This window comes from Streptomyces cinnamoneus (assembly GCF_014650495.1).
Classification (GTDB): Bacteria; Actinomycetota; Actinomycetes; order Streptomycetales; family Streptomycetaceae; genus Streptomyces; species Streptomyces cinnamoneus.
On record NZ_BMVB01000014.1, the window covers coordinates 39,717 to 65,248 of the forward strand.

A 25,532-nucleotide genomic window follows, 5' to 3' on the forward strand; every position below is an offset into this window, starting at 1 on the left:
CCATCCTCGTCCGGGCGTCCGGATGACCTACGAGACCGAGCAGTGAGCCGGCCGCCGCGTGCCCGCCCAGCCCCTGCTCGCCTCTCGGCTACGGAGTCACGGAGTTACGGAGTTACGGAGTTACGGAGTTACGGCACGAGCGTCCAGCGCTGACGGAGGTCGTCGCTGCACGTGTCCATCGTGACGTAGCCCGTCTCCCGCACGGGTGCCACCAGGCACATGTGCGCGGCCTCGTTGCGGAAGCGGAGGCTGCCGTCGGCGTAGGTCTCCACCTGCCAGCGGTGGCCCGCGCCGTCGATCTTGCTGCCGCGGTCGGTGCAGCCGTGCAGCACGGAACGGTCGCCGGGGCGGGGCCGCTCATCGTTCAGGAGGTCGACGCACCTTCCGCTGCCGCTTCCCTTGAGCCGGACGAGGTTGTCGCCGCTGCCGGCGTACTGGATGTCCCATCGCTGGGTGATGACCCCGATGTTGCGCCGGCGGGTGGTCAATGGCGTGCCGTCGTGGCCGGGCCCGCTGAAGTTGTCCAGGAAGAGGCCGTTGTACGCGCGCAGCTGGGCCCGCTTGTCCTCGTCCCCCCACGCGCGCTCGTCCACCGCGCGGGAGTTGTCCCACCACTGCTGGTCGGGGCTGTCACTGCATGCGAGGGCCGCGACCGCCCCGTTCTTCCCACCGGTCAGGCACAGCTCCGGGTGGCGGGAGTTGCGCCAGCGCAACGGGCCGCCGAGCGGGCCCGGGTCCTCGGGGCGCCACTGGGCCCCAGGGGCGTTGCACGGCAGCATGATGACGGACAGCGGCAGGAACGGGTTGATGCCGGGGCACAGCTCGTCGGCGGCGCTGGCGGCGAAGGCGCCGGACGCGGCTCGGGGGCTGTTGCCGCGGGCGAAGCGGTACCAGTGCCCCTGCACGGTGTCCATACGGAACCGCTGCCGGAGGTTGTACCTCTGCCGGCCGGTGGTCACCCGGCCTCCGGCGGTGTCCGGAGCCTCCAGGACCTGCCCGGTCGCGGTGTTCTCCAGGGCGGTGGAGAAGTTGTGCACCGGGCCGTCGGGCGCGGCCGGCACGGGAGCGGGGGCGGGTTCGAACTGGACGGGGTAGTGGTCCGAGCCGCGCCCCGCGGGGATGGCCGCGTTGAAGCGGGGTGTGCCGCGCGTGATGGCGTAGTCGAGTTCGCCGCCCCGCTGGTGGGTGGAGCGGCCGGACCGGGCCAGTTGCTCGTCGGGCCGCAGGTGGAGGGTCTGCTCCCGGGCCTGCCGGTCGGTGCGGTTGCGGATGTCGAGGTTGAAGTCGCCGACCATGACCCAGTTCTCGCCCGCCCGGGTGGCGGCACGGATCCGCCTGAGCAGAGGAGCGACGTCCCTGCCGCGCGCGTGGACGTTGTAATAGACGGTGTTGCCGAACCGGAGGCCGAGGGCGCGGCGGTACCGGTACTCGCTGCGGGGCTCGTCCCGGTTGTACAGCGGGTTCTCGATGATGCGGACCTCGTCCGCGCGTGCGTGCGTGACCACCGCCATGTTGACCCGGCCGCCGGTCCACCGGTCCCGTCCCGTGGTGCTGTCGCGCCGGGGGTCGGTCTGGAGGAAGTACACGTGGCGGCGGTGGTGGCGGTACTCCCACTGTGTGTGGTTCACCGCGGTCGGCAGGCCCGCCGGGAACGGACCGGGGATGGGGATCGACTCACCGGTGCCGCGGTACTGGTGCGGTTCGGCGGGCGGCCCGCTGCCCGCCTCCTGGAGCACGACCACGTTGTGGTGCATCGTCAGTGGGCCGACCTCGCCGTTCCAGCGCAGCCCGTGGTCGGAGCCCTGCATGTTGTAGGTGGTGAACGGCAGGCTGCCGGACGGCGGGTCCGCCTGCCTGGTCGGCCGGTCGTCCGCCCGCGCCGTGGCGCCGCCCGGCCCGGGGGCGGTGCCGACCAGCAGGCCGGCCGCCAGCAGCGCGGTGGTGAGGGCCGCCGTCAGCCGCGATCGGTGCGGTCGGGGGCCGGCCTCGGCGCGAGGCGGCGGTAACGGTAATCGCATCGTGGTCTCCTTGGGGAGCGATCGGGTACGAACAACCGCAGGAACGATCCGTTCACGATTGAAGGGTTCACGTCAAGGGTATTTGTGCGCCACGCGCCCGCCGCGGGCGGTGTTTCAGCCGAGCGTCCGGACGCCGCCCCGGCCCTTCGCGCCACGCCGGGCAGAGCGGACCAGGCAGTTGGTGCCTATGCGGGCCGCGGCATGCCTTCGGGTGAAACCGCGAAGGCCGGCGGCAAACGGGCCAGGGCGATGAATCGCTGACGCCCACCGCTTGTACGCCCACGGCGGCAAGGGCGACGGGCTGGTCAATCCAGTGGTGCACAGGGCGGTTCCAGGACTCTGGCGACGAAGGCTGCCAGGTGGGCCCGCATCTGCTCACGGGGCATCCGCTGTTGGCCGACGAGGTGTTCGACGAGGTCAGCGCGGGTGGCGGCAAGCAGAGCATGCGCGGCGAAGCTGCTGTCGGTGAGTCCGGGAACCTGCTCCAGCGCGGCCTGGAGGGTGCTGTGCCACCGCTCGTAGTGCTCTGCCGCGTAAGGGCTGTCGCCGCCGGTTCCCTCCAGCGCCAGAGCAAGATGGCGGTTGTCGATCTTGAAGCTCAGGACAGCGTCGAGGAGAGCGGGTACACGCTGGAGCGGCGGGGTGGCAGGCCCCAGAGGTGGCGCACCTTCTTCGACGGCGCGCCTGATCGGTGCGAGCCGCATCTCGTACAGCGCATGAATCAGGCCGGTGCGGTCACCGAAGCCGCGGAAGAGCGTTGCCTTGCCGACACCGGCCGCTGCCGCGATGTCGGCCATGGTGACCGCTTCAGGGCTCTCGCAACGGGCGAAGAGCGAGTCGGCGGCCGCGAGGACGGCCTCCCGGTTGCGAGTGGCGTCCGCGCGTGGCTTACGTCCGGGCCGTTCGGGCTGTACGGGTCCTTCGGGTCGTTCAGACCGTTCGGGCATGAGGTCCCTCCTTTACAAAACGGACCCCGGGTCCGTATCGTCGGCCCCACGTGAAACGGACCCAGGGTCCGTATCGTACGGGATGGAGTACCCCATGAGCGCAAGCACCGCACCGGTGGACCTGTACCGCCACAGCCTTCACCTACTACTGGAGAAGGACATCCCCGCCTGGATCGACCTGTGGGACGAGAATGGGATCTTCGAGTTCCCCTTCGCACCGGAAGGCTGGCCCAAGCGGCTGGAGGGCAAGGCGGCCGTCGCCGAGTACATGCGCGGCTACCCCGACCGCATAGACCTCCACGACTTCCCCCACGTCGAGATCCACCAGACCACCGCCCCGGAGACCATCGTCGTAGAGATGCGCGGCGTGGGCCGACTGGTAGGCACAGGGAGCCCCTTCGACATGTCCTACATCGCCGTCGTCACCGTCAAGAACGGCCTCATCACCCGCTACCGCGACTACTGGAACCCGCTCGCCGTCCAGGACCGCGCCGCCCACTTCGCCGGGAGCAACTGATGAACGGAACCACCCAGGAGTTCACCCTGGTCATCGGGGCCACCGGCACCACCGGCAGCCGCGTCGCCGCCCGGCTCGCCGCCGGGGGCCGGCGCGTCAAGGCCGCCAGCCGACGCGCCACCCCCGTGGACGGATGCCGGCCCGTACGGTTCGACTGGGACGATCCCGCGTCGTTCGAAGGCGCCCTTGAAGGCGTGGACCGGGCCTATCTCATCCCGCCGCTCGGCGATCCGGACCCGGCAGCCGTCATGCTGCCCTTCCTCCAACGGGCCCGCACCGCAGGGGTCTGCCGCGCGGTCCTGCTCAGCTCGTCGGCGATCCCCGTCGGCGGCCCTGCCGTGGGACAGGTTCACCAGGCGCTGCCCGGCCTGTTCGACCAGTGGGCGGTCCTGCGGCCCTCGTGGTTCATGCAGAACTTCACCGGCAGCCACGCGCACGCCCGGACCATCAGAGCGGAGGGGGTCATCCGCACAGCAGCCGGCGAGGGCCGTGTCGGGTTCGTCGACGCCGACGACATCGCTGCTGTCGCCGTGCACGCCCTGACGGAGAGGCAAGCCCCGAACACCGACCTGATCATCACCGGGCCCCAGGCGCTGAGCTACGGCGACATCGCCGCCATCCTCACCCAGGTCGCCGGCCGGACCGTCACCCACCACCAGCTGACCTACGAGCAGATGCGCGACCGCCTGGCCGCCGACATCCCCGCCGGGTTCGCCGCACTGCTCGCCGGCATGGACCACGCCATCGCCGAAGGCGCCGAGGACCGCACCACGGACACCGTCCAGCGGCTCACCGGCCGCCCTCCGCGCACCTTCCGCGCTTTCGCGGAACGGGAAATGGGCCGGCTCCGGGGCTGACGTTTGAAACCGCTGCTGACCTGCGGCCGCGACCGGGCAGGGCCGGCGCAGGTGCCAGTGCCGGCACGCAGAATGGCCGCATGATGTAGCCAAACCCGCCCTCGCGCTTCCGCTCCTGTTTCCCCGGATCACCCAAGAAAACGAACCTTCCCATGCCTTTCGGATATTTCCTCCTCGTGCCCGGCTACGCCCTGGCCATCGCCTACGCGTTCTACGGCCGGCTGATGGAGGACAGAGCTCTCCTCGCCTACCGCACGGCGCCCGCCCCGGATCTCCCCGCGCTGACGACCGCCGCGCATTGGGGCACCCGCCCCGCCCCGGGTGGGGCCTCGCGCGAGGTCCTGGAGATCGCCTGGCTTCAGGGCGGCGCCCCGCGAACCGCCGACACCGCGCTGCTCACCATGCAGCAGGACGGGCTGCTGAGGGTCGACGGCCAGGGAGAGGTCTCTCTCATGGCCGGCAGCCTGCCGCGGACCCCGGCCGAACGGGCGGTCACCGACGAGCACGCCGAGGCCGGGCGGCATGCGAGCGCCGTCACTCTGGGGGATCTCCGCAACCGTCTGATCGGCAACCAGAAGATCGCGGCAATCGGCGAGTCCCTGATCCGACGTGGCCTGGCCTATGAGAGCAGGCAGTGCACGCGCTTCCGCGTCGGCCATGTCCTGCTCCGGTTGTGCGCCAAGCTCTACCCCGTGCTCGCGGTCATCGTGATGGGTACGGCCTTCGTGGGATTCGCCCAGAACGGTGCCGCCGACGGGGTCATTACGGCGTGGTACGGCCTGACCCTGACCGTTCTGATGGCTCTCGCCGGTGTGGCGTGCCAGATGGTCAGCCACGCAGTCCTGCCCGACCCGGTTCCCGGCACCGCCCCTGGCCAGGACGTGCTGCGGAGTGCCCGGCGAGACCGTTCGCCGTATGCCACCGGGGCGGTAGCCGCGGCCGGCGGCGGTGTCGCTCTGGCACTTGCGCTGGACGGCCTTGATGCCCTGGGTGATCAGCCCGGCTGTGAGGTCATGGCAGACTGCGGCGTCGGCACCATTGCCGCCGATTCCTCCGCATGGTGGTCCGACGCCTTCAGCGGTTCGGGCGGTGACTCAAGTTCAGGCGATTTCGGCAGCAGCGACAGCTGGTCCAGCGGTGACAGCGGTTCGAGCAGCGACAGCAGCAGCGCAGGAGCCTGAGCCCGGGTTTCGGGACACCCACATGGCTCGACGCCGCGCATGCCGGTGTCCCGAAACACAAGAGCAGCGGCCGGACTAGATGCCCATCACGTACCACTGCCGGGGCGAGGAGCCACGCAGGTACAAGTGCCGTCCCCGTCCTACGGGACGCGCGTACTGCTTGAGCGGTGCGCCATTGGGGAAGGTCAGGCGCGCCTCTTCGATCAGCAGGGCCTCGTGGTCGGTCATGCGGCAGCGGAGGAGCAGGTCCCGCTGCCGATTGCCGCCGAGCATGACGATCTCCTCCCCGTGAACAGCCATGCCCGCTGGTGCGACCACAGGCGTCTTCCTCAGCCGGACATGCCCGTTGGTCCGGGCCTCAAGCAGCGGGAAGGTCGGGTAGTAGCTGGCCCAGGCAACACCGTCGTCGACGTTGAAGGCATAGACCGTATCGATGTATTCGACGCCCTCCGGAGCCGAGTATCGCCACTGATGGTTGCCTCCGCTGTCCCAGCGCACCAGACCTGCGGCGCTGATCGGGTCCACGTAGACGCCCTCGTCGAAGTAGGCGCTCCAGACGTGATGCCGGCGGTCCCCCATCATGAACTCCATCGCACGCCCCATCGCAAAACTGCGCCGGCGCCGGCCGTCACGGCCGTAGATCTGCGCATTCTGCTCTCCTGCAGCACCGTAGCCCTGCAGAATGAACCGCCCGTTGGGCAGTGCATCCAGGTGAGTGACCCGCAGAGTCACGTCGTGCAAGGTCTGTTCCTGTACGGTGCCGCCGTCGCTGATGACGAGGAGCGCATCGTAGGGACGGATGGGGGGCCGGGGGCGGGGCCTCCCGTGTGAGCTCGGTACGAGTTCCGCATCGGGGCAGATCAACCAGAGGGCTCTGCTCCAGGCATCCACTGCGGTCGCCAGGACCTTCTGGTGGTCGTACTGCCGAGGCAACAGTGCGTGGGGACGCAGTGCCACCTTTCTCAAAAAATCACCTCACGGGCGAACGGATATCACTCACCATGATCGCAGATCCGTGAATCCGAAAACCACGGGTCTCCTTTCCGTCACGGACGGCACGGGAATCCGTCATGGGCGCGGAAGGGTCTCCAGCTCCTTCAAGACCGCTGCCGCTCCGTCGTGGCTGCGGATGAGTGCTGAGAGGTCGGTGCACCGGTCGCGGTACTGCTTGACATGCAACGTCGCGTACAGGGCTTCGGCCAGCTTGCGTGCCGTCAGCCGGCGCGCGTCGGCATACGCCGGAGACACGCCCAGGGCCGTCAGGCGGCGTGCCCAGAAAGGCTGGTCGAGGGCGAGGGGTACGGGAACGGCGGGAATTCCGGCTCTGAGGCCGGCGCCCACCGTTCCGGGGCCGGCATGGTGGACCAGGGCGGCCATGCGGGGAAAGAGCCAGTCGTGGGGGCACTCGCCGATGGTGAGGATGTCGTCGCCGGAGATGTCGAGGCCCTGCCAGCCTGCCTGAACCACCGCGCGTACACCGAGCCCGCGGACCACGTCCTCGATCGTGCCGCTGAGTCGCTCGGCGTTTCCGGGCGAGACGCTCCCGAACCCGAAGTACACCGGGGCGGGTCCCGAGGCGAGGAAGTCGGTCAGCCGCTCATCGGGGCGCCAGGCGCGGTCCCGGGCCGGCCACCAGTACCCCGCGCAGGTGTGACCGTCGGGCAAGGCGAGCCTCTTCGGCAACAGGGCGGGGCTGTACCCGTGCAGAACGCGTTGCCCGCGCGCAGGGCGCCGAGGAGGGTGTCAGTCTTCCTTTCGCGCATCCCCAGTTCCCGCCGGGCCCAGGAGAGTGCCGGGGCGTACAAGGGGTGCATCGCCGCCTGCGCCACCGTTTCGGCGAACCGGTAACCGTGGGCGGGAGCCGCGCTCCCGGCACTCAGCCGGGGCAGGAGCATCCCGGGGGCCGCCGTGTAGATCCCGATGCAGGTACGGCCCGTGCCCTCGGCGATCACAGCGCACAGCGGATGGGGCAGCGGGTGGGCCAGGATCACGTCCGCGCCCTTGGTCGACGACGGGCTGTTCGACGACATGGCTCAGGACATGGTCGAGCAGTCCATGGCCCCGCCGCACCACGGAGTCGTGCGGCGACGGGACGCTGTGGCACGCCTCATGGGCCAGAGGTTCGCGAACCTCACCGAGCGCGAACTGGCCATGGACATCACCCACCACGAGCGTCTCCTGACGCACCCGTGGAGTCTGCCGCACCCGGCTGTCACCGCTCCCGTGCTGGTGTTCACCGGCGAACACGACACCATCACCCCGCCTCCGGTGGGGCGGCGTGTCGCCGAGGGCCTCGCGGCCCGGTTCACCACCGTCAAGGAGGCGGACCACCTGGTCCAGACCGAACGAGACAGCGACCTGGCCGACCTGATGGCTCGCTTCTTCACCGACCGGCCACTCGACGGTCTCCCCTACGTCAACCCCGTCGAGCACTTCGTCAGCGCCTGACACCGGCCCGGACATGCCCGGCCCCGCCAGCCTCCCCCTCCCCTCCTCCCCCTCCCAGCCCTGTCGAGGGAGTTCCATGCGATCCGACAATCCTCCCGGCCCGCCGTCCATCGCGCCCCGTAAGCCTCTCCTCCCCTTGCCGCCGGCCGCCCACTGGGCCATTGCACTGATCACGCTGCTGGCGAGCGTCGTCGCTACAGGACCGTCCTCGTCCGCAGCCGGGCCCGGGCCGGTGCGGTACGTAGCGATGGGTGACTCGGCCGCCTCTGCCGCCGGCGTACCGCCCCAGATCGACCCTGCCGTGCCTGCGCTCGGCCAACAACTACCCGCACCACGTCGCCCGCCGTCTGCGCCCGACGTCCTTCACCGATGTCACCTGCCAGGGAGCCGGCGCCACCGACCTGAGCAAACAGCTCGCCGCGCTCTCCCGCGAGACGACGCTGGTGACCCTCACCATCGGCGCGCAGGCGATCGCCGCCCGCGACGTGATCCTCAAGTGCACCGTGGCCGGAGCCCTCGTGCTCCACGGATCACCCTGCCGGGACGGCCGGGACGAACTCCACCGGCCTCCAGCCCTGCCCAGATGTTCCACCCCAATCTCGCCGGGGAACGGGCCATGGCCCGTCATGTTCTCGACCGTCTGTAGCCGGGCGGCCGCCCGCACGACTCACCGGACACCGCAGTCACGCAAGAGCCGGCTTGGGCGATTTCCCGGGTGAGCGGCTCGCGGGGTCGCCGCAGGCTTCCGTCCCGTGCAACTCGAACCCACTGGACCGCTGAGCCGCTGAACCCTGCGTCAGCCCGCTTCACACTTTTCCGCCGAAGAAAACCTGCACTTCCCGGATGAGCCCGTCCCTGACGGTGATCATCTCGACGTTGCGATGCCTCTCGCCGGACAGGAGCTCGTACTCGTAGCAGACGAAGACCAGCTCCTGGTCAACGGGCGTGACATGCAACAGCCGCTGCTCCTTGAACCGGTTCGCCGTCGGGAAACACCGCTCGAAGAAAGCCGCCTTGCCGATGTGATCGTCCTGCGGGCTGGTGAACGAGAAGTCATCGGCGTAAAGGACGACGGCCGCATCGTGATCCTGTGCCCTGTAGTACTGGAACGCCGCCTCGACAATGCTCGTCGGGCTACCAGTCATCCATGCCTCCTCGACACCGAAAGGCTGGTTCAGTCCCAGGACAGTACAGCCTCGGTTTCTCTATCAGCCTGACGACACCACAGCCGTAGCGGGCACGACCACCGCACCGCGCGGATGTCCCGGCCGGCAGTCGGGCTGCGTTCAGTGAGCGCGGTCCGCCAGTGCCTGGGGCATGTGCTGGATCGCCTCGTGGATCTTCCGCTCCTCGAAAGGGCGCTCATCCCGAAGATTCTGTTGTGCACTGCCGACGCGGTGCGCACAGCGCGTAGGCTCCCTGAGTCATGAAGGTACTGATATCTGTCGACATCGAAGGCATCTCGGGGATCGTGCACCCCACCGAGACGAATCCGGATCGCTACGACTACGAGCGAGGCCGGGCGTTGATGACGGCCGAGGCGAACGCTGTGATCGCTGGCGTCCTGGACGCCGAACCCGCTGCCGTGGTGTGGGTCACCGACGCTCATGGCACGTACCGCAACCTGCTGCCGGAGGAGCTTGACCGACGGGCACGTCTGGTTCGTGGCAAGCCGCGCCCGCTGGGCATGCTCGGTGGGGTCGACGAACACACCGACGCGGTTCTGTTCGTCGGCTACCACGCCCGTGCCGGTCATGGCCCAGCCGTGCTGGCACACACCATGGCCGACGGCCTCCTCGACGTACGCGTGGCCGGGCGATCCATCGGCGAGATCGGTCTCAATGCCGCCATGGCCGGGCATCTGGGCGTACCGGTCGTGCTGCTCAGCGGCGACGACAGCGCCTGCGCCGAACTTCATGATCTGGTCCCCTCCGCGCTCACCGTCGCGGTCAAGCAAGCCCTCGGCCAGGGTGCCGCCGTCGCCCTTCACCCCGAAGAAGCACGGGAGCGGCTGCGCCATGCGGCCGCCGAGGCCATCACGCGGCGTGCGCAGGTTTCGCCGCTGGCCCTTGCCGGACCGCTTGAGGTTGAGGTCGACCTCTCCACACCGTTCATGGTTGACCTGGCGATACTCGTGCCGGGTGTCTCGCACGCTGAAGGTGGCCGTGGCCGGACAGTCACCTTCACCGCCAGCGATTTCGCCGACGCTTACAGGTTGATCCTTCTGCTCGCGCAGCTCGCTACCGTCAAACCGGCCTAGGCGACGTACAAGGTTCGTGGGCGGTCACGTGACCGGTCACGTGGCACTGAGCCATTGAGCTCGGACGCCCGGCAGCCGTGACCTACCGGGTGACCTTCCGGGGGCTCGATGTGTTCGTCTTGCCGGCCCGCCGCAGCCGAGGAACGACTCCGGCGGGCTTCCTGATCGGCTGAGTTGACTTCGAGCGCGCTCCAACACCTAGCGTTCCCGACAGATGATTCCGAGATCAGGAGGCAGCACCATGACCGACGCACCCACCCGGAACCTGGGCAACCTGGAGGTCTCCGCGCAGGGCCTGGGGTGCATGGGCATGAGCCACGGCTACGGCGCCACGGACGACGCGCAGTCGATGGCGACGCTGCACCGGGCTCTCGACCTCGGGGTGACCCTCCTGGACACCTCCGACTTCTACGGCGCCGGGCACAACGAGGAGTTGATCGGACGGGCCGTCGCCGGGCGCCGTGACGAGGTGGTGCTGGCCACGAAGTTCGGCTTCGCCAACCGTCTGGGCGAGCCCACCCTGATCCGGGGTGACGCCGCCTACGTGCAGCAGGCGTGCGAGGCGTCGCTGCGCCGGCTCGGGGTCGACCACATCGACCTCTACTACCAGCACCGGGTCGACCCGCGGGTACCGATCGAGGAGACCGTCGGCGCCATGGCCGAGCTGGTGCAGGCCGGGAAGGTCCGCCACCTCGGGCTGTCCGAGGCCGGCGCGCAGACCATCCGGCGGGCGCACGCGGTGCACCCGATTGCGGCGCTGCAGAGCGAGTGGTCGCTGTGGACCCGCGACCTGGAGGCGGAGATCGCCCCGGTCTGCCGTGAACTCGGCATCGGCCTGGTCCCGTTCTCCCCGCTCGGGCGCGGCTTCCTGACCGGCCAGTACAGCTCGGTCGAAGGGCTGGCCGAGAACGACGTGCGGCGCAGCCAGCCGCGGTTCGCCGACGGCAACCTCGAACGCAACCTGGGGATCGTCGCGAAGCTGAACGAGCTGGCTGCGGCCAAGGGCGTCACCGCCGGCCAGCTCGCCCTGGCCTGGGTGCAGCACCGCGGCAACGACGTGGTACCGATCCCGGGCACCCGGCGGCAGCGGTACCTGGAGGAGAACCTCGCGGCCCTGGCCGTCGAGCTGTCCCCCGAGGACCTCGCCGCCATCGAGGCCGCCGCTCCGGTCGAGCAGATCGCGGGCAACCGCTATGACGCGACCAGCCTCACCTTCGTCAACAGCTGAGGCCCCCGGGTCCGTTGCTCATTGCAGAGAGGCGCGGTCCGCCTTCCTTGAGGGAGGCCGACCGCGCCTCTCCCGTACAGCGTGCAGTTTTCAGCTGGCCGGCAAGTAGTACCAGAAGTGGCCCGGGGTCCCGCCCTCGACGCGGTTGCCCGCTGGTGTGCCCATGGTCAGCTCGGCGAAGTCACCGACCTCCACCATGGCGGGTGGTTCGTACACGCTCTGTTCCTGAGGCCGTTCCCTCTGCTGTTCCATATCGGTATCCCTTCTCCTCTCCTGCCTGGTCACCGGCAGGAAGTCGCGTTCCGGCGGCACCCGGTGGCATGGCCGCGCAGCCAGATCTCACAGCCGAGGGTGGCGTCCAGGGCGTCGGCCAGTCCGTGCGGGCTCGGGTGCACGGCGAGCAGCTCCGCGCGGAAGGCGGTCGTGTCGATCAGCCCCGCGCGGGCCAGCGCCGAGGTGTCGCAGAGGTCGAGGAGTGTGGCACGGTTCCGGCGCACGGCGTGGTGGAAGTCGGTGCTGTACTCCCCCTTGGTGGAACGGTCCAGCACGGTGGCGGTCACGATCGGGCGCAGCGCGTCGACGAGCACCGGTTTGTAGCGCCCGGGAGCGTTGCGTTCGGCGACCCGTACGGACAGCGCCGCCTCGATGACGCAGTCGTCCAGGAAGGGTGCGGCGTACTCCAGGCCCTTGGCCGAGGTGAGACGGTCCAGCTGCGCTGTCCCGAGGGCGCCTGCCCGCACGCAGGCGAGCGCCATGTGCTGGCCGCGTTGCCGGGCGAGCGGTTCCGTGCCGGCGGTGGCGGCCTCGCGCAGGGCGTCCCGGGCGGTCCGTACCGCGTCGGGGGTCGCCCAGACCGGCATGCGCTGCTCCGTGCCCCAGGAGAGCGGGAGCGCGCGGGCGGCCTCGGCGAGGGAGGGAACCGGGCCGGTGAGGCCGTCCGCCCAGGCGGCCAGCCACTGGCTGAAGGAGCTGCGGTCGGCCAGGCCGCGCAGCACGGGCCAGAGCGGGCCCTGGAGGAAGGCTCGTTGTCGGCGGATGCGGGCGAGCGCTGCCAGCGGGTGGCTGCGAACGTAGTCGTGCAGGTGCTGGGGCATGGCGGTGAACAGCTCGTCTGCGGCGCCGCCCGTCATGTGCAGGCGTGAGCCCCGGTCGGTCATCCACTGGGCGAGCGCCGCGATCCGGGCGGCATCGCGGGCCCACAGGCCGGGCTCTCCACCGGTGTCGGTCACGTCGGCCAGGTCGCCGTACCAAAGGGGTGCGCGATCGACGTCGGACACCACGTGGTCCGCGGCGGGGAGTTCGGCCGTGGCGCGCTCGGCCCAGGCCGTGTCGTCGTTGCTCGCGTCGTGGCTTGCCCAACGCATCGTCACCAGGCGTGCGGTGCCGTCGCGGGCGGCGAGGAAGCAGAGGCTGGTGGAGTCCATGCCGCCGGAGAGGTCCGAGCTGATGGTGCCACCGGCCGCCGTACAGGATCCGACGGCGGCCTCCAGTGCCTGCCGTACGGCGTGGGTGCCTTCCGCAGCCGGCAGTTCCGGCTCGGGTACGGTCCACCAGCGGCGGGTGTGCGCGTGCCCGTCGGGCTCGATGACCAGACAGTCGTGAGGGCGGACCGTCTCGACGCCCCTCCACATGCTCTGGGAGTCGAGGGGGTAGGGGGGTGGTGCGGAAAGCAGCCGCAAGGCGAGCGCCTTCTCGTCGAAGCTCGCCTCGGTGAGGACCGCGAGGGTGTCCGTCCTGCAGGCTCCGACCGTCGCTCGGCCGACTCGCGCGTGGTGAATCCGTCGCACCCCTGATGCGCTGCCGCGGACCGCGACCCGGCTGCCGATCGAGGCGGCCACATGGAAGCTGCCGGCCAGGCCCCGTACGGCCTGCTCCGTCTCCTCGACGTTTCGTACCCGCCCTAGTCCCACCGCGAGTTCCTCGGCGGTGACGGGACACCGTCCGATCACCGCGAGCCGCGCTGTCCCCGCCTCGGCGACCGTCACCCGCCCGTCGGGCCAGTCGCCCATCAGCCACGGCCGGCCCGAGGCGTGCTCAATAACGTGGGCGGCGCGGGGGCGCAGGCCCTGTACGGCGGGCTGGGCCACGTCACCGTCGGGGAGAACTGCGAACCACGTGTCGACGGTCATGATGCGAACCCCTCTCCGGCTGTCACGACCGCTGCCGGGGCACGCTCGACACGACCATGATCCGGCTGTAGTACCCGGCCGGGAAGGGCTCGCCGACCGGCTCCCCGCCGACCTCGACCCAGGCGTGCGCACGGAACGGTTCTGTCCTTACGCCCGTGCACCAGTCGGGCCATGCCCCGCGCATCCGGCACAGCACGGCGGTTGCAACGGAGCGTTGCAGGCAGCCCTCCCCCGCACAGCGGGCGCTGACGGTGACCACCGCCTGCCGGGCGGCGAGTGCCTGTGCGGTGGCGGCCGGCCTGGCGCCGCGCCGCAGCAGGGTCAGTACGCGGCGGATGCGGCGGGGCGGCAGCTGGGCGATCGGCCGGGCGAGGGCGACCGCGAGGAGGGCGGGAAGCCGGTGGCGGAAAGCGATGCTTCCCGGGGCGGCCGGGACCATGGGCTGGCTCATGCCGTCACCACCAGGCGGGCCCGGTGCAGCGAGGCGACCAGGGTGGCCACGTCGTCGGCCGCCTGCTCCGTGGCTACCTGCGGATACCGCTCGGCGAGCCGACGGGCGGCCTCTTGCGGGGGCACGCCGTCGAGCAGTGCGCTGAGGACGAGGGCAGCGGTGCCGTTCAACTGCCAATAGCGTCCGGTCGCTTCGTCGAGGAGCACCATGCCGTGGTCGGCGCGCGTCGTGGACACCCACGGCTGGAGGGCGAGGGTCATGGCTTTCCCGGGCGCCGCCGGGGCGTTCGGTTCCGGTCCCCAGGAATGCGCTGCGCGTGGTCCCGAAGTGTCCAGCGGTGCACAGCTGTCGTCGCTCTCACGGAAGGCCCCCCGGTTCTCGCCGTGTGCTCGCGCTTCGCGATCCGCCAGCGCAGCGCTGCGAACCAGAATTCCATGAGTAAGGCCGGAGAGTGGCCTTTGTCCCCCAAAAGAGTGGGATGTGCGATAAGCAGACATAAGCCCGGCGATTGCCCCGACGGCCCGGTCGCGGTCTTCCTGCGCGGTTTCACGCCATCGTCACCGCCCTCGTCACAGTCTCGCGCGGACGACCGGCCGGACGGGCAGGTGGTCAAGGAGACGGTCAGGCGGCGGACCACGCTCGTGTCCGCCCGGCTGCCGGACGGCGCGCCTGCACCATCACCCCTCGGCCGGGACCGTGGGCACCGGCTGAGGGAAGTTGACGCAAAACCTTCGCTTTGCCGGCCTTTGGCTTCTTCTTGACCGCGAGTTGCCGGTAGCGTCCGGCCCTGGTCGGTGATCCCGATCAGGGCCGATCACGCTCGGGGCGTTCCGTACCGGACGCGTTTCCGTGCCCAGGGCCGCGCAAGGGGGTTGGGGTCGGCCCGCCCAGCACGTCATCTGCTCGTCGGCTCCCGCGAGCCGTTGATGTCACCGGAGGATGCATGCCTGCCCGTATCGCCACCGCAATCGCCACGTGCACGCTGAGTCTCGGAGCCCTCGCCTCCGGGGCAGGCGCCGCCACGGCAGCGCCCTCGGGTCCCGCCGCCGTCAGACCCGCCGACGGCGCGTCGGCTTCCCCCCAGTCGGCGGTCGACGCGCGCGTCGCGGCCGTGGACCGGTGCAGCTACCAGGTGGTCCGCTCCGACGACTCCCGCTACGTCTACTCCGTGAGCGGGGTCATCGGCGGCGGCACCCGTGAGCTGCCGGTCCAGAAGGAGGACTTCGTGAGGTTCTCCGGCGGCTGGCAGACGGTCGTCCAGGTCGACGCGTGTGCGGGCGGGCAGGGTCAGGCCCCCACCGCGCTCCGCGTCACGGGCAAGCTGGAGAACCCCGAGGGTTACGACCCGTCCGTGCCGCGGACCATCCGCAGCGACTACCTCAAGCCCGCCGCCTCCTCGGTGATCCCGACGGCGCCGGCGCTGACGTCCGTCGACCGCCTCGACGCCGCCACCGTCCGTGTCACGTGGAAGCCGGCGCAGGGCAACCCGGACCAGGTCATGCTGATGGAGCGCAAGCCCTTCTACAGCAGCGAGGTCGGCATATGGCATCCCTACACGTTTCAGCGGGACGTCCCGGCCGGCGCCACCTCAATGGACCGCAAGCTGGAGCGTCATCCCGACATCCCGCCGACCGGCCGCACGCACGCCTACTGGATGCGCGTGGTCAAGGACGGGTTCGTCAGCGACCTGCGCGCCGAAAAGCCGACCACGGTCGAGCCGTAACCGTCCGGCGACAACTGCCGCGGTCTGCGACACGGCGTTCCGCGCTGCTTCCATCAGGGGCGTACCGAACCGGTGATTGCGGCGAGGGCCTGGTGGAGGGTGGAACCGCTCGGTGGGCGGTCGCACCAGCGGGCGCCGATGTGGCCGTCCGGCCGGACGAGTAGTGCCCCGTGCGGGCGAAGGCCACAGCGTTCGGCGTGCTTGCCGGGAAGGGCCTCGATGCGTACCGGCCATGGTGCCGTGGTGTGCCGCTCCCAGTGAGTGGGGTCCGGGGTGAGCAGGGTGAACCATTCGCCGAAGGCGTCGAGCGTGGAGCGGTTGTGCGAGAGCCAGAGGTGGGGCATGCGGTGCCCTGGCTTTGCGGTGGGGACATAGTCCGTGCCGGTGTCGGGTGGCTCGGGTGAGGCGCTGCTGTCGGTGCCGTCGGTGCTGTCGGTGCCGTCGGTGAGGACGGCGTCGGAGTGGTAGGTGACACCGAGCACGAGGCCGAGTTGGGCGAAGTACCGGTCCGACCAGGGAAGTTCCATCGGGGGTGGGGTTGCTCCGCTGGTGGTTCGGAGCTGTTCCCGGCGCTGGTTGTGCACTCGCACCATGAGGTGGGTGTTGGCCACCGCTTGGCGGAGAGTCCGGTGGGCGACGGGGTGTCGTTCCGTCTCGTAGGTGTGGAGCAGCTTCGCGTCGGCCCACCCGTGGAGAACGCCCGCCAGTTTCCAGCACAGGTTGTGCGCATCGGCGATGCCGGCGTTCATGCCCATGCCGCCGACGATGGGGATCGCGTGCGCGGCATCGCCGGCCAGCAGGATCCGTCCGTGGCGAAGGCGTTCGGCGACGAACGCGTTCATCACCCAGTGCTGGACCCGCAACACCTCGGCCTGTACGTCGGCGCCGGGGCCGAGGGCACGCGCGACGAGGCCGGGCCAGTCGGGGCGCGCAGCGTCTTCGGGTGTGGGAACGAACCAGGCCCAGCCCCCTTCGGGGTAGAGCGGGGCGAACAGGCCGTGCGCGGTGAAGTAGACCCCGGCGGGCCGGTCGGCGCACCAGCGGTCGAGATCGGCGTTGAACACGACGGTGGTGAAGCCCCCCATCGCTCCGGGGCCAGTGGTGTCGATTCCCAGCCGTTGGCGGACGGTGGAGTTCGCGCCGTCGGTGGCGAGCACATAGCGGGCGCGGACGCGGGTCTCTTCACCGCTTTGGTGGTCGACGAGCACGGCCACGACGCTCCCGGCTTCTTCGGTCAGGTCGATGAGCTCGACCCCGAACCGCATCGGTGCGTCTGTTGCGGCGAGCAGGGTGGGCTCCAACCGGTCCTGCGAGGTGACTGCGCCGATCACGGGGGTCTCGGGTACCGGCGCGTTGATCCCGATCATCGCCGCTGTGGCGAAGTCGTGGGCGTGCAGGGTGTCGCGAAAGCGGATGCGGCCGTACTCCGGCCGGAAGGCGTTGGCCGTGATCTCGGCGGCGAGCCCGAGCTGGCGATAGATCTCCATCGAGCGCACGTTGACCAGCCGGGACCGGGGGAAGGGTGAGAGTTCGCTGTGTTTCTCGACCAGCAATGCCTGCACGCCCCAGCGTGCCAGTAGCGCTCGGGCGGTGAGTCCGACCGGTCCGCCACCCACGATCAGTACCGGAACCTCGCCGTTTGCTACGGGCATGCCGACCTCACGTTCTCCGCAGCCGGCCGGCCACGGGTCCCGCCCTGGTAACCGGTGGCCATCATCTCGTCCGTCGATGCATTGGCCGCATCGACGATGCCCTGAACCGCCATGAGATCCATCTTCCGCGCCCGGCGGCCGACCGCAATGCCCGCGCGGGGTGAGCACGGCCAGGTGGGGGCATGAGCCTGAGACACGCGACGCCGGCCTGCAGCCGTGACCGGCGCTCAGTCCTCCCAGGGCCAGTGGGCGTCCCGGCCGCTTTCCAGCAGCGGCACCATGCGGAACGCCGCGTCCGTGAGCCCGCCGAACGTGTGCCGGTCGGCGGATCCGGAGGGGCCGTGGCCGGGCCGGTATCCGGCCAGGTTCCAGGTGTAGACCGGAATGTGGGCCGGGACCTGCTCGGTCGGGTCGCCCGCGTAGTGGTAGGAGGCCTGTTCGTCGGTGACGATCAGGACCCGGTCGTGGCCGCGGTAGTGCCGGCGCACAGCCTCGGTGGTGTCGGTGCCGCCGAGGTTTCCGAAACGTTCCAGCACCGTGAGAACCGACTCGCCCTTGCGGTAGGCCACCGGTGCGCTGGTAGTACCGAACTCGACGAGGTCGGCGTCTGCGGCGCGCAGGGCGACGGCCGTGCCGAAGATGGCGGCGGCGTCGGCGCGGTTGAGCTGGGACCGGTCGGACAGCGGCGACCACATGGAACCGGAGCGGTCGACCAGGATCAGTGTCCGGCCGCGGAGTGCGGGCACGTTTGCCAGCGAGTGGCCGAGTGCCTGCTCCAGCGGGTAGGCCCAGCGCAGCGAGGGGGCGTGCTGGTACGCGGACAGGTAGCGGAAGGGGAACTGCCGGGACCGGGCGACCTCCGCCGGGTCGGCCATCCGGGCCGCCGCCTGCTGGGCGACCTCGTCGCGGACGCCGGACTCGTCGAAGTTCCGCAGGTTGCGGACCAGGGCCATGGTGCCCATGGAGGGGATGACGGCCTCCCAGGCCGCCGCGTCCATCGGACCCTGCAGCCAGCCCGCCAGGGCCTCCCAGGTCATCCCCGCCTCGGCCAGCCGCTCGGCGGCGCCGGGCCCCGTGACCAGGGCGCGGCGTTCGGCGAGGGGAACGGCCATCAGTGCGCGGTGGGCGGTGAGGGTGCGGTCGCAGACGGGCGGCTGGGCGGAGTCCGGATTGTGGCGGCGGTCCAGGGCGTACTGGAACAGGGCGCCCTGCCAGGGCTTTTCCGGGTCGGGCGTGGGGTGGACGAGGTTGAGGACGTCACCGAAGCGGTAGCCCTTGGACGCGGTGTCGTACTTCAGGAGGTTGCGGCCGGTGTAGAGACGGCGCACGGCGTCGGCGATGCCCCGCTTGACCGGCTTGGGTACGTTCCGCCCGTACGTGGAGGTCCAGTACGCCAGGATCTCGCCGGGCTCGTCGGCACGGCGCAGCACGAAGTCGATGACCTGGCGGTTGGTGGGGCCGTCCGTTGCGCCGGCGTCGAGACGGGCCTTGACGTACTCGGCGGCGCCGACGAGGGAGGCGGTGCGCATCTGCCCGTCGCCGCGCAGCCAGCGGAGAAGACCGGCGGTCCAGGCCGGGTCCACGACGGCGAGCTTGCGCACGAGCGCCGCAAAGCGGTCGTCACGGCCGGCGGCGCTCTCGTGGTAGGTCTGCTGGGAGACGAAGTTGGCGACCGCGAGCAGGAACAGCTCGGAGCGCTCGTCGCGCAGGTGCCCCTTGCCTCCGAGGTGGGTGCAGGTGCGCCCGGCGGTGGCAACGGGCGAGGCAGGACTGACCTTCTTGGATGTGCGGGCGTTGAAGCGCGCCATGTGAATTCCCCCGAATTCATGCGGGGAAGCACGGCAAAGGGGCGTCCGAGATCACGGGTCGGCGACGGTACACGACAGCTGCTCTGCCTGACTGAGCTACACCAGCCCGAAGCTGGGACGGGATTCGAACCCGCGACCCGCTGTTCCCAGAAGTAACCGTCATCTGCGCACCGGACGCCCCGATGCCACGCCTCCCGAGTTCAAAAGTGGCCACGGCATGGGATTCGATCGCAACGAAGTAGCCGTGGCCCGCGCACCGGGAGGTGCGTGAAGCTTGGGTGTCCAGAGATCGAAGCGGCGGAACCGACAAGGTGCTCTGCCTGCTGAGCTACGCCGGCCTGTGGTACCGGCGGCGGGACTCGAACCCGCGACCGCCCGATTATGAGTCGAAGTAGGTCCTGCCTTCGCACCTGGACGTCGACGACTATAGGAGTACAGGCGTACGTGCCGCCAAGGTTTTTTCGTCCCCCTGCCGTCATGGGGGCTTGCGCGAAGAAGCCGCGTGTTCCGCCCTCGTGCGGGAGGGGGGCGGAACACGCGGCCGGGTGCGGGTGCGGTGCCTCACCCGCTGCGTCCTCGGCGGCTGGAACCAGGACGCTCGTTACTTGTTGACGAGCACGTTGCCGTAGGAGGAGTTGGCGACGCCGACGACCGAGACCGTGTTCCCGCCGACGTTCGGGGAGACGTGCGGCGCGACCTGGACGACGTTGCCGGCGGCGACGCCCGGCGACTTGGCTGCGGCGCCCTGGGCACCGTCGGCGACGGCCGCGGTGGCTCCTGCGCCGAGGGCGGCGGCGGCCATCACGGTCACGGCGGCGGCGTTACGCATGCTCATGGTTCTCTCCATGCTGGTGGGGGAAAGCCAGGGCAAAGACTCTGGCAAGGGAGAGTCTTGTGTATGAAAAGCCGTCGGTGGGACTGGCGGCGATATGTTCATCAGCTCTAGTGATCACGGGTCCGGTCTTGACCACCTGTGGGTGCCCCCGGCGCGGCAGGAATGCCTCTCCTGAGGCGGTTCCTCCTGCTTTTTTCCTGCTTCGGGAGCGGTCGCGCCTCCTTCAGGTGGCGGTGCTCGACAAGCACGGCAACCTCGACCGCTTCGGTCTGTGCCTGCTGCACGACCACTTCCGTCTCGCAGCCGGCGCGACGCCATGACGGCACGGCGCACAGTGCAGCCCGCACTGCGGCGCTGGACGGCATGAGGACGAAGGGCGGCGCACGCCCCCGTGACCGACGAGCCGTACGCCGACGACCTGCTACTGAGCGAGGGCTCCGAACCGTACCGGCGCGCGATACGCTGCCTGCTGCGGGACCCGGACACCATGAAGCGCCCCGAGAAGTGGGTACGCACAGCCCGCGGGTCAGGGCCGGGGCGTCTTTGTCGAGGTTCGCTACGAAACGGACTTCCGCTTCCACTCCGGCGGGCACTTCGCCGTCGGCCCATGGGCGATGGACGTCCACAGCAAGGACTGGAACCTGCAGCTCGTCGCCCCGCCGGCGCTCACGGGCGCCCACCGGGACCAGGTCCAGGTCGACCTGGGCGGACTGGGCCCGGCTGAGGTCACCCCCCAAACCGTCGGCCGCCAAGAACGGCCACCTGGTGTGGAACGGGCTGCACCCGGCCGCGGGCTCGGGTACGGGTACGAGCTCGGGCGCTGGTACGGGCGTGAGCCATGGCCAAGCCGGAGAAGAGCAGCAGCACCTCCCTGTGGTGGTGGGGCATGGTCAAAGCCGTCCTGGGAGTCATGGTCCTGCTGCTGTACAAGGCGATCCCCAACATTGCCGACGTCGTCACGAGCCCCACGCCCGGATGGCTGGGCCAGACCATGCGCTGGCCGGTGCTCATCGGGGTCGTGGCCGGCTGGCTCCTCGTAGCGACCGCCCGGCCGCGAGGGTCGGTGCTGGTGGCCTCGTCGGCCCTCGCGACGGCCGCCGGGGTGGTGGCCGCGGCACCGCCCCTGGTCGGACTGCCGTCCCCAGCACCCGTAGGCAGCCTTCACCGGCGCCGGACCCGGCGTACGAGGTCGGGGGCGGCGTGGTGCCACTGCTCGTAGTGGAAGGTGAAGCCGGATTCCGTCAGGCGTCCCGGAACGACGCGACGGCTTTTGAGGAGCAGTTCGGTGTCGGAGCGCAGGGCGAAGGCACCGGTCTCGGCCATCCACTTCGTGGCCGGCAGACCGATCGGCATGCCCCAGGCCCTGCGCAGGGTGCGCATGAAGGCTCGTTGCGGAAGGGGGCCGGGGGCCGCAAGGTTGACCGCTCCCGTGAGGCCGCCCTGCCGGTCGATCAGGAACTCGACCGCGCGGACGAAGTCGTGGTCGTGGATCCAGGAGATGTACTGCGCGCCGCCTGCCACGGGCCCGCCCAGGCCGAGCCTGGCGAGCCGCAGAAGGACGTCGAAGACGCCGCCGCGGTCCGGGCTCATCACCATGGCGGAGCGCAGGGCGACCTTCCGGGTGTCGGGGGTCGCGGCGTCCTGTTGTGCCTGTTCCCATCGCCGGGCGATGTCGACGCTGAAGGCCCAGTAGCCCGGCACGCCGGCCTCGCTGCCGCCGATGATGCCGGTCCGCTCGTCGTTGGGCGCGTCGTAGCGGTGGGCGTAGATGGTGGCGGTGCTCATCTGGAGCCACACGTGTGGCGGGCGGCGGGCGGCCGCAACGGCCTCACCGACGGCGCGGGCGGACTCCACGCGGGAGTCCATCATCTGCCGGAGGTTGGCCTCGGTGTAGCGGCAGCTGACGCTGCGCCCGGCCAGATTGATCACGGCGTCGCTGCCGTCGATCTCCTGCGCCCAGGGGCCAGGTCTCCGGCCGTCCCAGCGGACGTCGCCGGCTTGCGTCGGGTGGCGGGTGAGGACGACGACGTCATGGCCGGCGGTGGTCAGGGCGCGGCGCAGTACCGTGCCGATCTGGCCTGTTCCGCCCGGTATCACGATCTTCATCTGGTGCCCTTCGTGACGGCTGTACCGGTGGGCGCATGCCTGTGTCCGTGCCCTCTGCCCACGGAACGGAAGGCTCCCACCGCCGGGGGCATGAAGCGGCCGGCCATGCGCGGGTTCCGGCAGCGCCAGGGGCGGCTGCTGCTCAGTGCAGCAGCGTGCCCCGGGCCCGGTCGATGGCGCGGAGGACCTCGCCACGGTTGCCCGCACGCTGGGCCCATGCAGGCAGGCGGGCGACAGCCGTCATCTTCCGCCCCGTCTCGTACCAGGGGGCGCGTTCGCGCAGTGACGCCGCCACGAACCTCCTGATGAGGTCCAGGTGCTCCAGGTTGTAGGCCCACAGGACGCCGTGCCGGGTCCGGGCCTGCAACCACAGGGGAAAGCCGAACCAGGGGTCCACTGCAGGCCCCGGCCCGTACCGGAACACGGGCCCCCGACCGGCCCGCCGGGACAGCCCGCAGCCCGGGCAGACCACACGCCGCTGCCCGCCGTGCGCGGCCTCGGGCAGCGGGCCGATCCGGGCCGGCGCGGCGCAGCGCGGGCAGCGCACGAGGACGGAGGTGAGGAACGTGTACGAGGTGAGGTGCGGGTCCTTGAATCGGGGCGGCGCGGAAGGGACGGTCATCACCTCAGTATCGGCCCTTGCTGCCGGAGCGGGTCGGACGGGTCAGCGCTGCGTTCGCGTTTCAGCGCGCTGGCCCCCGACTGCCGGGCCCATGCCTCGGCTGCCGCGTTCATCTGGTCTCCTGCACCGCGGCCTCGGGCCCCGCAGCCGCAGGCGTTCACGAAAGGGAGTCCTTCCGGGAGGAGCGTGCCGCTGCGGCGGCCTCCCCGGCCTCGGCTGCTGCCGCGGGATCGCCGGCCAGTTCGTGGGCCTTGGCCAGGGTGTCGAGGCCCACGGCAAGCCAGGTCTGGGCACCGATGCGCCGCCACAGCCTGACAGCGGCTTCGGCGCGCCGGCAGGCGTGTGCGGGGCGGCCGGCCGCCAGCTGGGCCTCGGCCAGGGCGTAGAGGGTTGCCGCCTCGCCCCACAGATTGCCGAATTCGCGATAGGCCCAAAGGCTCCGGGCCAGCGAGCGACGCCCCTCCTGATGTTCGCCCAGTCGCACCAGCACGTCTCCGAGCCAGCACGTCGCGTGTGTGGCGCCGAGCCGGTCGCCGAGGTCCTCGCTGATCGAGGCGGCCAGCCGGAAGGAGTCGGCGGCGAGCGGATAGGCGCCGAGTGCGCGGTGGCTCTGTCCCAGGCAGCGCAGGGCTTGAGCCTCGCCGGGCCGGTAGCCCCCGCGTCGGCTCGCTTCCAGGCACTCGGTGAAGCGTTCCATGGCTGCCTCGACACGGCCCTGTTCGAGGTCGATGACGCCGATGCCGTTGGTCGCGTAGACGAGACAGTTGATGTTCTCGGCCGACCGGGCCAGCTCTGCGGCCTTCTCGAAATGGCGCACGGCTGAGGAGTGCTGGCCGAGCAGGCGGTGGACGTACGCCAGTCCTGCCATGGCGCTGGCCCGGTAGGTCGGCCCCATCCCCTCGGCGAGGAGAAGTGCCTGCTCGAAGTGGACCAGCGCCTCCGGGTACCGGTCGAGGATGGTGGTGAGCTCGCCGAGGCAGCGGTGGAGCTGGGAGGCCGTGCGTCGGTCGCCGACGGCCAGCGCTGCCTTGAGCCCTCGCCCTTGGAGCCGTTCCCAGTCGTCGAAGTGGCTGCCGACCTGGAAGAGGGTCGTCAGCGCTGTCGCCAGCCCGGCCGCCGGTGCGATGTCCGACCGGTCGAGCGCTTGGTCCGCCACGTCGATGAGGAACTGACGTTCCTCGTTGAACCACGCCATCGGGTCGGCGAACAGCTGCTCGACGTCCGTCGCGGAGAGCCGCCAGGACGCCAGGTCGGTCTGTGAGATGCCTTGGAAGTCGACGCTGAGGGTCTCCGCCGCGAGGTCGGCGAGGTGCAGGCTCGCTCCGAGCAGCCGTGTGAGCGCGGCAGTGCGGTCCTGTGGCGAGTCCTCCTGTTCCGCTCGCTCCCGGCCCAGCAGCCGCACCAGATCGTGCAGCTGATAGCGGAAACCGGTGGTGCCGACCCACCTGACCCCCACCAGGTGTACCTCGACCAGGTCGTCGAGCACGTTCTCCGCCCGCGACAGGTCCACGTCCAGCAGCGCCGCCAGGGCCCAGGCCCCGAAGTCGGGTCCGGGCAGCAGCGCGAGCATCCGTAGCGCGTGCTGCGTTCCGACAGCCATCGCCCGGTAGGTGAGTTCGAGGCTGGCCCGTACGGCGATGTGGCCGACTGCCAGTTCGTCGAGTTTGCGCTGTTCGTCGGCGAGTGCACGGGCGACTTTGGCCAGTGGCCAGTGCGGCCGCGCGGCCAGGCGCGCCCCGGCGACCCAGACCGCCAGGGGAAGTCCGTCGCAGGTCTCGACGATGGAGCGGGCCGAGTCGAACTCGGCGGCGGTCCGGTCAGGCCCCAGCATCTCGCGCAGCAGTGCGAGCCCTGTCGCGGAGTCCAGAACGCCCAGGGAGAGCCGGCGACCGCCCAGGTCCGCCAGTGTGGTTCTGCTGGTGACGATGGTGGCGCAGCGCGTGCCGTTGGGCAGGAGGTCGTTCACCTGCTGGGCGTCGGCTGCGTTGTCCAGAACGACGAGTGTCTTCCGCTGGGCCAGCAAGGTGCGGTAGAGATCGATCCTGCTGGACAGCTCCGAGGGCACGGCGCCCCCGCGTACGCCGAGCGCGCGGAGGAACGCGCCCAGGACGGTGAAGGGCTCGGCCGGCTCGTCGCCGAAACCCCGCAGGTCCACGTAGAGCTGGCCGTCCGGGAAGCAGGGGGCGAGGTGATGGCCTGTGTGCACGGCAAAGGCCGTCTTTCCGACACCGGCGGGGCCGGTGACCACCAGGGTCACTGGCCCCGGTCTCTCCTGGCCGAACAGGCGTGCGGCTTCGCTCAGCTCGTCGTCCCGGCCGACGTAGAGCGAAAGGTCCGCCGGCAGCAGGCACGGGACGAACTGCCGCCCGATCGCTGCGTCCTGTTCCTGATGGCCGGATCCGGTGGTGTCGGCCAGTCGGTTCGCGGTCGGTCCGGGATCGTCCGCCGTCTGTGCGTGACCTTCCCGTAGGGCCAGTGCGTAGCGCGCCTCGGCCCATTCCTTCACGGTGGCGGGGTCGGCACCGCACGCCCGGAGCAGTGCCACCACCATGTCCTTGCTCGGCAGCGAGGCCCGGTTGAGCGCGCTCGCGAGGGTGCTCACCGGCAGGTGTTCGCCGGCCTTGCGCGCTTCCCGTTCCAAGGCGCGGTAGGAGAGGCCGGACCGGACCTTCATGGTGCGCAGCAGGGCGACGAACTCGGCAGCGGTCCCGGCCGCACCGGGCACGGGTAACGGCGTGGTCACAATGCGA

24 protein-coding genes and 2 pseudogenes are annotated in these 25,532 nt (G+C 70.4%); 11 read left to right on the forward strand and 15 right to left on the reverse strand.

The features are described 5' to 3' along the window. Nucleotides 1-128 precede the first annotated feature (128 nt). Both IE182_RS20230 and IE182_RS20235 read right to left on the reverse strand, forming a co-directional pair. On the reverse strand, nucleotides 129-2,018 hold the full coding sequence (locus IE182_RS20230; RefSeq protein ID WP_190111293.1) for an endonuclease/exonuclease/phosphatase family protein: 1,890 nt from the start codon (nucleotides 2,016-2,018) through the stop codon (nucleotides 129-131). A 305-nt stretch (nucleotides 2,019-2,323) separates the two neighbouring features. After that, a complete protein-coding gene (locus IE182_RS20235) occupies nucleotides 2,324-2,965 on the reverse strand; it encodes a TetR/AcrR family transcriptional regulator (protein WP_190111294.1) in 642 nt (213 codons plus the stop codon). A 94-nt stretch (nucleotides 2,966-3,059) separates the two neighbouring features. Between IE182_RS20235 and IE182_RS20240 the strand changes: the two genes are divergently transcribed. From IE182_RS20240 to IE182_RS20250, 3 genes are all read left to right on the forward strand, one after another. Beyond that, a complete protein-coding gene (locus IE182_RS20240; RefSeq protein ID WP_190111295.1) occupies nucleotides 3,060-3,482 on the forward strand; it encodes a nuclear transport factor 2 family protein in 423 nt (140 codons plus the stop codon). Continuing rightward, complete coding sequence (locus IE182_RS20245) at nucleotides 3,482-4,339, forward strand: NmrA family NAD(P)-binding protein (RefSeq protein ID WP_190111296.1); 858 nt, start codon at nucleotides 3,482-3,484, stop codon at nucleotides 4,337-4,339. The genes IE182_RS20240 and IE182_RS20245 overlap by 1 nt, the downstream gene beginning before the upstream one ends. A gap of 176 nt (nucleotides 4,340-4,515) precedes the next feature. Beyond that, a complete protein-coding gene (locus IE182_RS20250; protein WP_190111297.1) occupies nucleotides 4,516-5,520 on the forward strand; it encodes a TIGR04222 domain-containing membrane protein in 1,005 nt (334 codons plus the stop codon). Nucleotides 5,521-5,595: 75 nt separating this feature from the next. Here the strand turns inward: IE182_RS20250 and IE182_RS20255 are convergent, their stop codons facing one another. Together IE182_RS20255 and IE182_RS20260 are read right to left on the reverse strand one after the other, a co-directional pair. Further along, entirely contained in the window at nucleotides 5,596-6,252 is a 657-nt protein-coding gene (locus tag IE182_RS20255; protein WP_229844978.1) for a hypothetical protein, read from the reverse strand. Nucleotides 6,253-6,588: 336 nt separating this feature from the next. Then, on the reverse strand, nucleotides 6,589-7,185 hold the full coding sequence (locus IE182_RS20260; protein ID WP_190111298.1) for a glycosyltransferase: 597 nt from the start codon (nucleotides 7,183-7,185) through the stop codon (nucleotides 6,589-6,591). 270 nt (nucleotides 7,186-7,455) lie between these two features. Here IE182_RS20260 and IE182_RS20265 point away from each other — a divergent pair, with 270 nt between their 5' ends. Together IE182_RS20265 and IE182_RS20270 are read left to right on the forward strand one after the other, a co-directional pair. Beyond that, the gene (locus IE182_RS20265; RefSeq protein WP_190111299.1) at nucleotides 7,456-7,968 is read left to right on the forward strand and encodes an alpha/beta fold hydrolase; all 513 of its coding nucleotides are present in this window, start codon (nucleotides 7,456-7,458) and stop codon (nucleotides 7,966-7,968) included. A gap of 251 nt (nucleotides 7,969-8,219) precedes the next feature. Next, the gene (locus IE182_RS20270; protein ID WP_190111300.1) at nucleotides 8,220-8,687 is read left to right on the forward strand and encodes an SGNH/GDSL hydrolase family protein; all 468 of its coding nucleotides are present in this window, start codon (nucleotides 8,220-8,222) and stop codon (nucleotides 8,685-8,687) included. Between the two features lie 87 nt (nucleotides 8,688-8,774). Here the strand turns inward: IE182_RS20270 and IE182_RS20275 are convergent, their stop codons facing one another. Continuing rightward, a complete protein-coding gene (locus IE182_RS20275) occupies nucleotides 8,775-9,113 on the reverse strand; it encodes a nuclear transport factor 2 family protein (protein ID WP_190111301.1) in 339 nt (112 codons plus the stop codon). A 281-nt stretch (nucleotides 9,114-9,394) separates the two neighbouring features. On the opposite strand from IE182_RS20275, the gene IE182_RS20280 reads away from it, so the two are divergent. Together IE182_RS20280 and IE182_RS20285 are read left to right on the forward strand one after the other, a co-directional pair. Continuing rightward, nucleotides 9,395-10,228 (forward strand): M55 family metallopeptidase, encoded by an 834-nt coding sequence (locus tag IE182_RS20280; protein WP_190111302.1) that lies wholly within the window; start codon nucleotides 9,395-9,397, stop codon nucleotides 10,226-10,228. A 241-nt stretch (nucleotides 10,229-10,469) separates the two neighbouring features. Further along, on the forward strand, nucleotides 10,470-11,456 hold the full coding sequence (locus tag IE182_RS20285) for an aldo/keto reductase (protein WP_190111303.1): 987 nt from the start codon (nucleotides 10,470-10,472) through the stop codon (nucleotides 11,454-11,456). A gap of 90 nt (nucleotides 11,457-11,546) precedes the next feature. On the opposite strand, the gene IE182_RS20290 is transcribed toward IE182_RS20285, so the two are convergent. The 4 genes from IE182_RS20290 to IE182_RS20305 all read right to left on the reverse strand — a co-directional run bounded on the left by IE182_RS20290 (nucleotide 11,547) and on the right by IE182_RS20305 (nucleotide 14,296). Further along, nucleotides 11,547-11,672: a lasso RiPP family leader peptide-containing protein gene (locus IE182_RS20290; RefSeq protein ID WP_229844968.1), complete on the reverse strand. Its 126-nt coding sequence runs from the start codon at nucleotides 11,670-11,672 to the stop codon at nucleotides 11,547-11,549. A 65-nt stretch (nucleotides 11,673-11,737) separates the two neighbouring features. Beyond that, a complete protein-coding gene (locus IE182_RS20295; RefSeq protein ID WP_190111305.1) occupies nucleotides 11,738-13,585 on the reverse strand; it encodes an asparagine synthase-related protein in 1,848 nt (615 codons plus the stop codon). 22 nt (nucleotides 13,586-13,607) lie between these two features. After that, nucleotides 13,608-14,036, reverse strand: a complete 429-nt coding sequence (locus IE182_RS20300; RefSeq protein ID WP_190111306.1) for a lasso peptide biosynthesis B2 protein — start codon at nucleotides 14,034-14,036, stop codon at nucleotides 13,608-13,610. Next, nucleotides 14,033-14,296 (reverse strand): lasso peptide biosynthesis PqqD family chaperone, encoded by a 264-nt coding sequence (locus IE182_RS20305; RefSeq protein WP_190111307.1) that lies wholly within the window; start codon nucleotides 14,294-14,296, stop codon nucleotides 14,033-14,035. Before IE182_RS20305 ends, IE182_RS20300 begins: the two co-directional genes overlap by 4 nt. 683 nt (nucleotides 14,297-14,979) lie before the next feature. Between IE182_RS20305 and IE182_RS20310 the strand changes: the two genes are divergently transcribed. Next, nucleotides 14,980-15,759 (forward strand): hypothetical protein, encoded by a 780-nt coding sequence (locus IE182_RS20310; protein ID WP_190111308.1) that lies wholly within the window; start codon nucleotides 14,980-14,982, stop codon nucleotides 15,757-15,759. Nucleotides 15,760-15,812: 53 nt separating this feature from the next. Here IE182_RS20310 and IE182_RS20315 read toward each other — a convergent pair whose 3' ends face one another. From IE182_RS20315 to IE182_RS20325, 3 genes are all read right to left on the reverse strand, one after another. Beyond that, entirely contained in the window at nucleotides 15,813-17,411 is a 1,599-nt protein-coding gene (locus tag IE182_RS20315) for an FAD-dependent monooxygenase (protein ID WP_190111309.1), read from the reverse strand. 227 nt (nucleotides 17,412-17,638) lie between these two features. Then, nucleotides 17,639-19,219, reverse strand: coding sequence for a TROVE domain-containing protein (locus IE182_RS20320; protein WP_190111310.1), 1,581 nt, complete (start codon nucleotides 19,217-19,219; stop codon nucleotides 17,639-17,641). Nucleotides 19,220-19,820: 601 nt separating this feature from the next. Beyond that, nucleotides 19,821-20,054, reverse strand: a complete 234-nt coding sequence (locus IE182_RS20325; RefSeq protein ID WP_190111311.1) for a chaplin — start codon at nucleotides 20,052-20,054, stop codon at nucleotides 19,821-19,823. A gap of 391 nt (nucleotides 20,055-20,445) precedes the next feature. Between IE182_RS20325 and IE182_RS32825 the strand changes: the two are divergent. The 3 genes and pseudogenes from IE182_RS32825 to IE182_RS20330 all read left to right on the forward strand — a co-directional run. Beyond that, nucleotides 20,446-20,532 (forward strand): annotated as a pseudogene (locus IE182_RS32825) (DUF6185 family protein); the annotation flags it as partial. A 73-nt stretch (nucleotides 20,533-20,605) separates the two neighbouring features. Continuing rightward, nucleotides 20,606-20,782: pseudogene (locus tag IE182_RS32830) on the forward strand (DUF6185 family protein); the annotation flags it as partial. 110 nt (nucleotides 20,783-20,892) lie between these two features. Next, nucleotides 20,893-21,273, forward strand: a complete 381-nt coding sequence (locus IE182_RS20330) for a DUF6185 family protein (protein ID WP_190111312.1) — start codon at nucleotides 20,893-20,895, stop codon at nucleotides 21,271-21,273. On the opposite strand, the gene IE182_RS20335 is transcribed toward IE182_RS20330, so the two are convergent. From IE182_RS20335 to IE182_RS20345, 3 genes are all read right to left on the reverse strand, one after another. Further along, nucleotides 21,216-22,160 carry a TIGR01777 family oxidoreductase gene (locus tag IE182_RS20335; protein WP_190111313.1) on the reverse strand — a complete coding sequence of 315 codons (945 nt, stop codon included), beginning with the start codon at nucleotides 22,158-22,160 and terminating at the stop codon, nucleotides 21,216-21,218. The genes IE182_RS20330 and IE182_RS20335 overlap by 58 nt on opposite strands. A gap of 142 nt (nucleotides 22,161-22,302) precedes the next feature. Beyond that, entirely contained in the window at nucleotides 22,303-22,782 is a 480-nt protein-coding gene (locus IE182_RS20340; RefSeq protein WP_190111314.1) for a hypothetical protein, read from the reverse strand. Between the two features lie 157 nt (nucleotides 22,783-22,939). Next, nucleotides 22,940-25,525 carry an ATP-binding protein gene (locus IE182_RS20345; protein WP_229844969.1) on the reverse strand — a complete coding sequence of 862 codons (2,586 nt, stop codon included), beginning with the start codon at nucleotides 25,523-25,525 and terminating at the stop codon, nucleotides 22,940-22,942. Nucleotides 25,526-25,532 lie beyond the last annotated feature (7 nt).